8 protein-coding genes are annotated in these 7,340 nt (G+C 66.5%); all 8 read right to left on the bottom strand.

Annotated elements, in window-relative coordinates:
* Positions 1–270: 270 nt before the first annotated feature.
* On the bottom strand, positions 271–1,185 hold the full coding sequence (gene lpxL / locus ACESMD_RS08400) for an LpxL/LpxP family Kdo(2)-lipid IV(A) lauroyl/palmitoleoyl acyltransferase (RefSeq protein WP_372612156.1): 915 nt from the start codon (positions 1,183–1,185) through the stop codon (positions 271–273).
* Positions 1,172–2,296: an alanine racemase gene (gene alr / locus ACESMD_RS08395; protein WP_372612154.1), complete on the bottom strand. Its 1,125-nt coding sequence runs from the start codon at positions 2,294–2,296 to the stop codon at positions 1,172–1,174. Before alr ends, lpxL begins: the two co-directional genes overlap by 14 nt.
* 13 nt (positions 2,297–2,309) lie before the next feature.
* Entirely contained in the window at positions 2,310–3,311 is a 1,002-nt protein-coding gene (gene rpoS, locus ACESMD_RS08390; RefSeq protein ID WP_372612153.1) for an RNA polymerase sigma factor RpoS, read from the bottom strand.
* A gap of 121 nt (positions 3,312–3,432) precedes the next feature.
* Entirely contained in the window at positions 3,433–4,668 is a 1,236-nt protein-coding gene (locus ACESMD_RS08385) for a peptidoglycan DD-metalloendopeptidase family protein (protein ID WP_372612151.1), read from the bottom strand.
* On the bottom strand, positions 4,661–5,599 hold the full coding sequence (locus ACESMD_RS08380) for a DUF368 domain-containing protein (RefSeq protein WP_372612158.1): 939 nt from the start codon (positions 5,597–5,599) through the stop codon (positions 4,661–4,663). The genes ACESMD_RS08385 and ACESMD_RS08380 overlap by 8 nt, the downstream gene beginning before the upstream one ends.
* Before the next feature lie 70 nt (positions 5,600–5,669).
* Positions 5,670–6,350, bottom strand: a complete 681-nt coding sequence (locus ACESMD_RS08375; RefSeq protein ID WP_372612149.1) for a protein-L-isoaspartate(D-aspartate) O-methyltransferase — start codon at positions 6,348–6,350, stop codon at positions 5,670–5,672.
* On the bottom strand, positions 6,337–7,083 hold the full coding sequence (gene surE / locus ACESMD_RS08370; RefSeq protein WP_372612147.1) for a 5'/3'-nucleotidase SurE: 747 nt from the start codon (positions 7,081–7,083) through the stop codon (positions 6,337–6,339). Before surE ends, ACESMD_RS08375 begins: the two co-directional genes overlap by 14 nt.
* Before the next feature lie 39 nt (positions 7,084–7,122).
* Positions 7,123–7,340 (bottom strand): tRNA pseudouridine(13) synthase TruD (gene truD / locus ACESMD_RS08365; protein ID WP_372612145.1); only part of this gene is annotated, 218 nt, incomplete at its 5' end.

Raw genomic sequence — 7,340 nt, 5'->3', positions numbered from 1 at the left:
GTCCCAACCAACCCCTCGCCCGGCAGAGCCGGCCTCCCACAAGACCTGCAAGCCTCGAGCCCTGCATTGCCACCGTGGCGCTTTTCGTGGGAGGGCGGTTTACCGCGCGAGGTTGTGGCTGAGTTGGCCACTGAGGTCCCAACCAACCCCTCGCCCGTCGGAGCCGGCCTCCCACGAAGGTCAACCTCTCGCGTCCCAATCAACCCCTCGCCCGGCGGAGCCGGCCTCCCACGAAGGTCAACCTCTCGCGTTCCGGATGGGCACAGGGCGCTAATAAAACCTCGACTCGCCTTTCGGGCGTGTCTTGAAGCGGCGATGGAGCCAGAGGTATTGCTCGGGGTGCTTGCGGATAGCGGCTTCGATGACGGCATTCACCTGGCTGGCGTCGGCCACGTCATCGCCGGAGGGAAACCCCTCCAGGGGGGGCAGGTACGCCAGGGTGTAGGTGCGATCGTCCGGGTTACGGTGGAAGATCAGCGGAATCACCGGGGCGCCGGTCATGCGGGCGATGCGCGCCGTCATTCTCACGGTGGCGGTCTGGACCCCGAAGAAGGGCGCGAAGACGCTGGCATCGCGGCCGAAGTCCTGGTCCGGGGAGTACCAGACGCCATGGCCGGCCTTGATCCGCCGGACCACGCCGCGCAGGTCGTGGCGGTCGAGGATGGCATCGAAATAGGGCGCTCGAGCACGGCTCATGAAACGATCGAATAGCGGGTTGTCATGGGGACGCTGGACGGCGTCGGCACGGAAGTAGAGCGCATGCAGCGCTGCACCCAGATCCAGGGTCGAGAAGTGGATCCCCAGGATCAACGCGCCCTTGCCCTCGGCCTGCAGGCGGGTCCGGTGCGCCTGGCCCTTGAAGGTCACTCGATGGCGCAGGTGCTCGGGGTCCCGGCACCATGCCGTGGCCGTCTCGAGGATGCCGATACCGTTGGCGATAAAGGTCTGGCGTACCAGACGCCTCTGCTGGATATCGTCAAGCTCGGGAAAGCATAAGCGGATGTTGGTCTCGGTGATGTGCCGGCGCCGCCCGGCGAAGCGCCAGGCGGCCAGGCCGATGACCTTGCCCACCCACAGCTTGAGACGCCAGGGAAACCAGGCGCCGAGGTGCATCGCACCGATGGCCAGCCAGGTAAGCCAGTAGCGGGGATGGGCGACGCTGTCAGGCCAGTCACGCTTGGGCATTCGTGTTCCTAATCCCCCCATGATAGCGCCTCGGCACCCGGGGCAGGATGCCGGTCAGCAGGGTATAGCTGATCGCCTCGCAGTGCCGGGCCACCTCGTCCACCTCGAGCACCTCGCCCGTCGTGGCGCGTCCCCAGAGCACCACCTCACTACCGATATCGGCGTCGGGACTGTCGGTGATATCCACCGTCAGCATGTCCATGGAGACCCGACCGGCGATGGGACAACGTCGGCCATTTACCAGCACCGGCGTGCCGTCCCGGGCATGACGGTCATAGCCGTCGCCGTAACCGCAGGCTACCACGCCGATGCGCGAGGGGCGTGGCGCCGTCCAGCGCCCGGCATAGCCGACCGGCTCACCCGCGGCGAGGTCGCGCACGGCGATGATCGCCGAACGCAGGGTCATCACCGGCGCCAGGCGGCGGCTGGCGGCATTGGCCGCTTCCATGGGGTCGCCGCCGTAGAGCATCACGCCGGGACGATTCCAGGCACCATGGGCCTCGGGCCAGGCCAGGGTGGCCGGGGAATTGGCCAGGCAGGTCGGTGCCCCCAGGTGCCTCGCCAGGGATTCGAGCACGGCGAGTTGCCGGCGGAAATAGCCGTCTTCCCGGGCATCCGCCGAGGCGAAGTGGCTCATCAGGTGCAGGTCACAGGCGTGATCCGGGGCCTCTTTCAGGCGCTTCCAGACTGCCTCGGCCCGCTCCGGGGGAAACCCCAGCCGGTGCATGCCGGAATCCACCTTGAGAAAGGTCGGAATGGGGCGGGTCGGGCGACGCGCCAGCAGGGCCTCGAGCTGCCAGTCGCTGTGGACGACCAGCCACAGGCCCAGGGCGTCTACCGCGGCGAGCTCCTCGGCCTCGAAGATGCCCTCGAGCAGCAGGATGGGGGTGGTGATGCCCGCCTGGCGAAGTTGTTCGGCCTCTTCCAGGCAGGCCACGGCCAAGGCCGGGGCCAGGTCTTTCAGCGCCTGGGCACAGGGCACCAGGCCATGACCATAGGCATCGGCCTTGAGCACGGCCATGGCTCGGCTTTGCGGGGCCAGGTCACGGGCGAGCCGGTAGTTGTCACGCAGGGCCTTGAGGTCGATATCGGCGATCAGCGGCCGAGCCATGCCGGGCGGTTCCTCATTCGAAAATGGCGTCCAGTGACAGGCCCCGCTTGTCGAGCAGACGACGCAGCTTCTTGAGCGCCTCGACCTGGATCTGGCGAACCCGCTCGCGGGTCAGGCCGATTTCCTCGCCGACCTGCTTCAGGGTGGCGGCCTCGTGGCCGCGCAGGCCGAAGCGGCGCACCACGACTTCCATCTGCTTCTGGGGCAATTCGGCGAGCCAATCGTCGACGTGACGCTTGACGTCGCCATTGACCAGGCAGGACTCGGGTCCATGGTCGTTGTCGTCGGCCAGGGTCTCGATCAGCGGCTTGTCACTTTCACCGCCCATGGGATAGTCCACGGAAGACACCCGCTCATTGAGCCTCATCATCTTCTTGACGTTCTCCACGGGCCTGTCGAGATGCTCGGCAATCTCCTCGGCGGTGGCCTCATGGTCGAGCCGCTGGGTCAGCTCTCGGGCGGCGCGTAGGTAGATGTTGAGTTCCTTGACCACATGGATCGGCAGGCGAATCGTGCGGGTCTGGTTCATCAAGCCCCGCTCGATGGTCTGGCGGATCCACCAGGTGGCGTAGGTGGAGAAGCGGAAACCCCTTTCGGGATCGAACTTCTCCACGGCGCGGATCAGGCCCAGGTTGCCTTCCTCGATCAAATCGAGGAGCGACAGCCCACGGTTGAGGTAGCGCCGGGCGATCTTGACCACCAGCCGCAGGTTCGACTCGATCATCCGCGAGCGACCCAGGGGTTCGCCCTGCTGCACCAGGCGGCCGTAGAAGACCTCCTCCTCGGGCGTCAGCAGCGGGGAGAAGCCGATCTCGTTGAGATAGATCTGGGTGGCGTCGAGGCTGTGGTGGTGGCGATCCTCGCGACTCAGCGCCTTCTCGAAGGCATCGGCGTCCTTCTCGAGCACCTCCACACCATCGATTTCATCCCCGCCGACTTCCTTGACGACCTCGTCATCCGAGTCGTCGGTCGAGTCGAGATTCACATCCTGAAGGTCCCGTTCAAGTATGCTCATCGATGGCTACCCCGTGGTTGCGTCCAGACGCCGCGATACCCGGAAAACGGGTGAGTCGGCGCTCGTGATTATTATTGTGTGGCATCAAGGGTGACAAGACGGTATCAGTCACGTGAAGGGCTCAGCGTGGCGGCAGGAACTCCAGAGGGTCCTGAGGCTGGCCGTCCTTGCGTACCTCGAAATGCAACCTGACCTCCTCGGCATCGCTGTCACCCATGGTGGCGATAACTTCGCCGGCCTCGACCACGTCATTCTCGCGGACACGCAGGCTGTCGTTGTGGGCGTAGGCACTCAGGAACTGGTCATTGTGCTTGAGCAGGACCAGGTTGCCATAGCCCCTGACGCCGCTGCCCGCGTAGACCACGATCCCCGGCCCAGCTGCCCTGACAGGTTGCCCCTTTTGACCGGCGAGATCAATGCCGGCGGTGGTGCTCTCACCCTCCCCGTATGCGCCGATGACCTCACCATCCACGGGCCACTGCCAGGGCACCTCCTCGACCGGCGTATAGCGGCGTCCGCTGGGTTCGCGCGGCTCACTGGCCCCCGCCACCGAGGTGCCGGGATCGGGCGTGACGTCCTCTCGGGCGGTCTCGGTCGCGGCTTCTGTCGAGGCTTGGGTAGCGGCCTCGGCCGCAGCGTCGACAAGGACCTGCTCGCGCAAGGCTGCCTGCCGAGTCACGTCCGTCTCGTCCGCTTCCTGCTGCTGCGCCTCAATGGCACGCCGCTCGGCCAGGTCACGTTCGCTGAGCGTGCCATCGGCCCGGGGGCTGTCGTAGTCGTAGATCGGCCCGGGACCCTCGCCCGAGCCACTGGCGGCGGCGGCCCCGACCATGGTCTCGCCACTGGAGCCCTCGGCAGCGCCCGCGGCCTGGTCACCAGACCGCACGCCGAGCCGCCGGTTGCGCTCGATGGCGGTCTCGTCGGGCAGCAGCCAGTTGAGATCACCGTCCTGCTCGCCGCCCGTGCTCTGCCCGTCGGCCAGGCCGGTAGTGACCACACCGCTGTCATCACCGCTGTCATCACCGCTGTCATCGGCACTGTCATCGGCACTGTCATCAGCCCATGGCACGGACCGGCCGTTCCCCGACGCCTCGCCACCGGCGGAAAGTCTCAGTTCCTGCCCGGGCTGAATCTGGTAGGGAGGCGCGATCTCGTTGAGCCGGGCGAGGTCCCGGTGATCCATGTCGTGACGCCAGGCGATTCCATAGAGGGTATCGCCGGATTCCACCCGGTAGGTCCCCGCGGTCACGGCCTCACGGCTCGTGGACAGATCGCGGACCTGGGGCGCCTGGCCTTCCTGGGCGGCACAGCCGGCCATGGCAAGGGCCAGGCCGGAGATCAACCATAACTTACGCATCGGAGCCTTCCTCCCTGTGTGACGCATTCGAAGGGCGGGACCGGGCCGCCGAAGCGTGACCCAGACGTCCCAACCCGAGTACCAGCACCGCCCCCACCAGCATCAGCGCGACTACCGCCGGAAGGTGGGCCGCCTCGCCAGTCCACTGAGTGAAACCGTCCGGGGTGAAATAGCGATAGTCGAGGGGAATCTGCTGTCCCTCGGGACCAAGTTGGTAGCTTAACATTACCTGCCAGGGCCAGAGTACCGGCAGGGAACCAACGATGAAGCCCAGCAGCAACTGCAGGGTCGCCGTATGATGATGATGCAGCAGCCAGGAAAGCAACCGCGAGAAGACGAATAGACCGATCAGGCAACCCAGTCCGAAGAATCCGATCAGTCCGATATCGAAGCTGCGAATGCCCTGCATCACGGTGCCATAGAGCCCCATGGTCAACAGCAGGAAGCTGCCCGAGACCCCGGGAAGCAGCATGGCGCTGATGGCGATCGCCCCGCCCACCACCAGTATCAGGGCCGGGTTGCCGATCTGGGTGATCAGCGGCATCAGCGACGGCAAGCCATGGGCCAGCAGCAGTCCCGCGGCCAGCGGCAGGAGGTGCCACCATCGCCAGTCCGAGGGGTGGCGACCCACCACCATGGCCGAGGCGGCCACCAGACCCATGAAGAAGCCGTTGAGCAGCAGGAGATGATCGTCCAGCAGCCAGACGACCAGGTGGGCCACGCTGATCAGGCTGATGGCGATACCGGCCAGCAGGGGCAGCAGGAAGGCCAGGTTGAGATGCACCGCCAGCATGCGCCAGCCCCCGCGCCGCCAGGCAACGTAGGCACCGGGACCGAACTGCTTGATGGTGTGGATCAATTCCTCGTAGATGCCGGTGACGAAGGCAATGGTACCGCCGGACACCCCGGGCACCGCATCGGCGGCCCCCATGCCGGCGCCCCTGAGAAAGATACCGAGCCAAGGCTTCAACGGCTGACTCCTTTACGACAATTGACGTCTTTCAACGGATGACGCCTTCCAGCAACGGCACGAAATGGACCGGTTCCAGTCGCTGTTGTTCGAAGGCTCCTTCCCGACGGCGGACCCGGGTCAGCCACTGATTCCCCCTGGCATCGGCCAGCGGCGTGATCAGCACACCCTCCTCCGCCAGCTGGCCAAGCAGACCCTTGGGCAGGGTGCCGGCACAGGCGGTGAGCAGGATGACATCGAAGGGGGCCGCCTCCTCCCAGCCATGGCCCCCGTCGGACAGACGCAGCTTGATATTGCGGGCACGCAGCAGCCGCAGTCGCTGGGCGGCCTGACGATGCAGGGCATTGATCCTCTCCACCGAGCAGAGTTCCGGCACCAGCCGGGACAGCACCAGGGTCTGGTAGCCGGAACCGGTGCCGACCTCCAGCACCCGGGTCGGCGCCTCCTGAATCACCAGCTCGGTCATGCGGGCCACGATCCAGGGCTGAGAGAGCGTCTGGCCATGGCCGATGGGCAGGGAGGCATCCTCGTAGGCCCGGTGGGAAAGGGCCTCGTCGAGGAAGAGGTGGCGAGGCTCGCGGGCCATCACCTCCAGCACCCGGGGATCACCGATGCCCTGGTCGGCCAGGCGAGCGACCATGCGATCCCGGGTGCGCTGGGAGGTCATGCCGATACCGAGCAACCGCTCGGGCAGAAGATCAGGTGAATGCATCCAGCCAGCCCTGTACGTCGTCCAGTGCCGCATGCCGGGTCAGGTCGGTCTGCAGCGGGGTGATGGAAACGAAGCCCGCCTCCACGGCGGCGAAGTCGGTATCCGGGCCATCATCGGCGTTCTCGCCCGCCGCGGCGATCCAGTAGCGCAAGCGGCCACGGGGGTCGCGCACTTCCAGGGGGCGGGTGGCCGGCCCTCGATACCCCATGCGGGTGACCCGGAAGCCGCGGATCTCGTCCCAGGGCAGGTCCGGCACATTGACGTTGAGCAGGCTGCGCGGCGGCAGGGAAAGCTGGTCCGCGGCCCCCACCAGGCTTGCCGCCACTCGCCCGGCGGTCTCGAAATAGCGCGAGCCGACCAGCGACATGGCGATGGCCGCCATGCCCAGGTTGCGTCCCTCCATGGCCGCAGCCACGGTGCCCGAGTAGAGGACGTCATCGCCCAGGTTGCCGCCGTGGTTGATGCCGGAGATCACCAGGTCGGGCTTCTCGTCCCAGATACTGTTGACCCCCAGGTAAACGCAGTCCGCCGGGGTGCCGTCGATACTGTAGAAGCCGTTGTCCAGGGCGGTGAGCGCCAGCGGCCGGCTCAGCGTGAGCGAGTTGCTGGCCCCGCTCTTGTCGCGATCCGGTGCCACCACGCGCAGCCTGGCATGGGCCAGCAGGGCGTCATGCAGCACTCTGAGCCCCGGTGCATGCACCCCGTCGTCGTTGGACAGCAACAATCGTCGCATCGTGATTCCTCGCTTGCCCCCGGGTTTCTGAATCCAATCTCAAAGCCCCGGGTGCGTGATCAATTCTCTGAGTACCGCGGTGGCAAAGGCGCCCCGCGGCAGCATGAACGACAGCCAGAGCGCCTCCTCGCCGCGCTTGAGTTCGGGTTCCCGGAGCCCTGTCCGCAGCGGCCGGCGGGCCAGTCGCACCCCGGCACGCTCCAGCCCCTGGCAAAGCCCCGGATAGCGCGCCGTCAGGGTCTGTTCGAGGGCCAGCG

It is taken from the genome of Halomonas sp., assembly GCF_041689495.1.
Taxonomy (GTDB): Bacteria; Pseudomonadota; Gammaproteobacteria; order Pseudomonadales; family Halomonadaceae; genus Halomonas.
The sequence above is the reverse complement of the archived record's forward strand: the minus strand, read 5'-3'. Positions and strand labels throughout refer to the sequence as shown.

Excerpts from the sequence above, each read along its gene's own strand:
- lpxL (WP_372612156.1), bottom strand. The coding sequence starts at position 1,185 with ATGCCCAAGCGTGACTGGCCTGACAGCGTCGCCCATCCCCGCTACTGG.
- alr (WP_372612154.1), bottom strand. The coding sequence starts at position 2,296 with ATGGCTCGGCCGCTGATCGCCGATATCGACCTCAAGGCCCTGCGTGAC.
- rpoS (WP_372612153.1), bottom strand. The coding sequence starts at position 3,311 with ATGAGCATACTTGAACGGGACCTTCAGGATGTGAATCTCGACTCGACC.
- ACESMD_RS08385 (WP_372612151.1), bottom strand. The coding sequence starts at position 4,668 with ATGCGTAAGTTATGGTTGATCTCCGGCCTGGCCCTTGCCATGGCCGGC.
- ACESMD_RS08380 (WP_372612158.1), bottom strand. The coding sequence starts at position 5,599 with ATGGGGGCCGCCGATGCGGTGCCCGGGGTGTCCGGCGGTACCATTGCC.
- ACESMD_RS08375 (WP_372612149.1), bottom strand. The coding sequence starts at position 6,350 with ATGCATTCACCTGATCTTCTGCCCGAGCGGTTGCTCGGTATCGGCATG.
- surE (WP_372612147.1), bottom strand. The coding sequence starts at position 7,083 with ATGCGACGATTGTTGCTGTCCAACGACGACGGGGTGCATGCACCGGGG.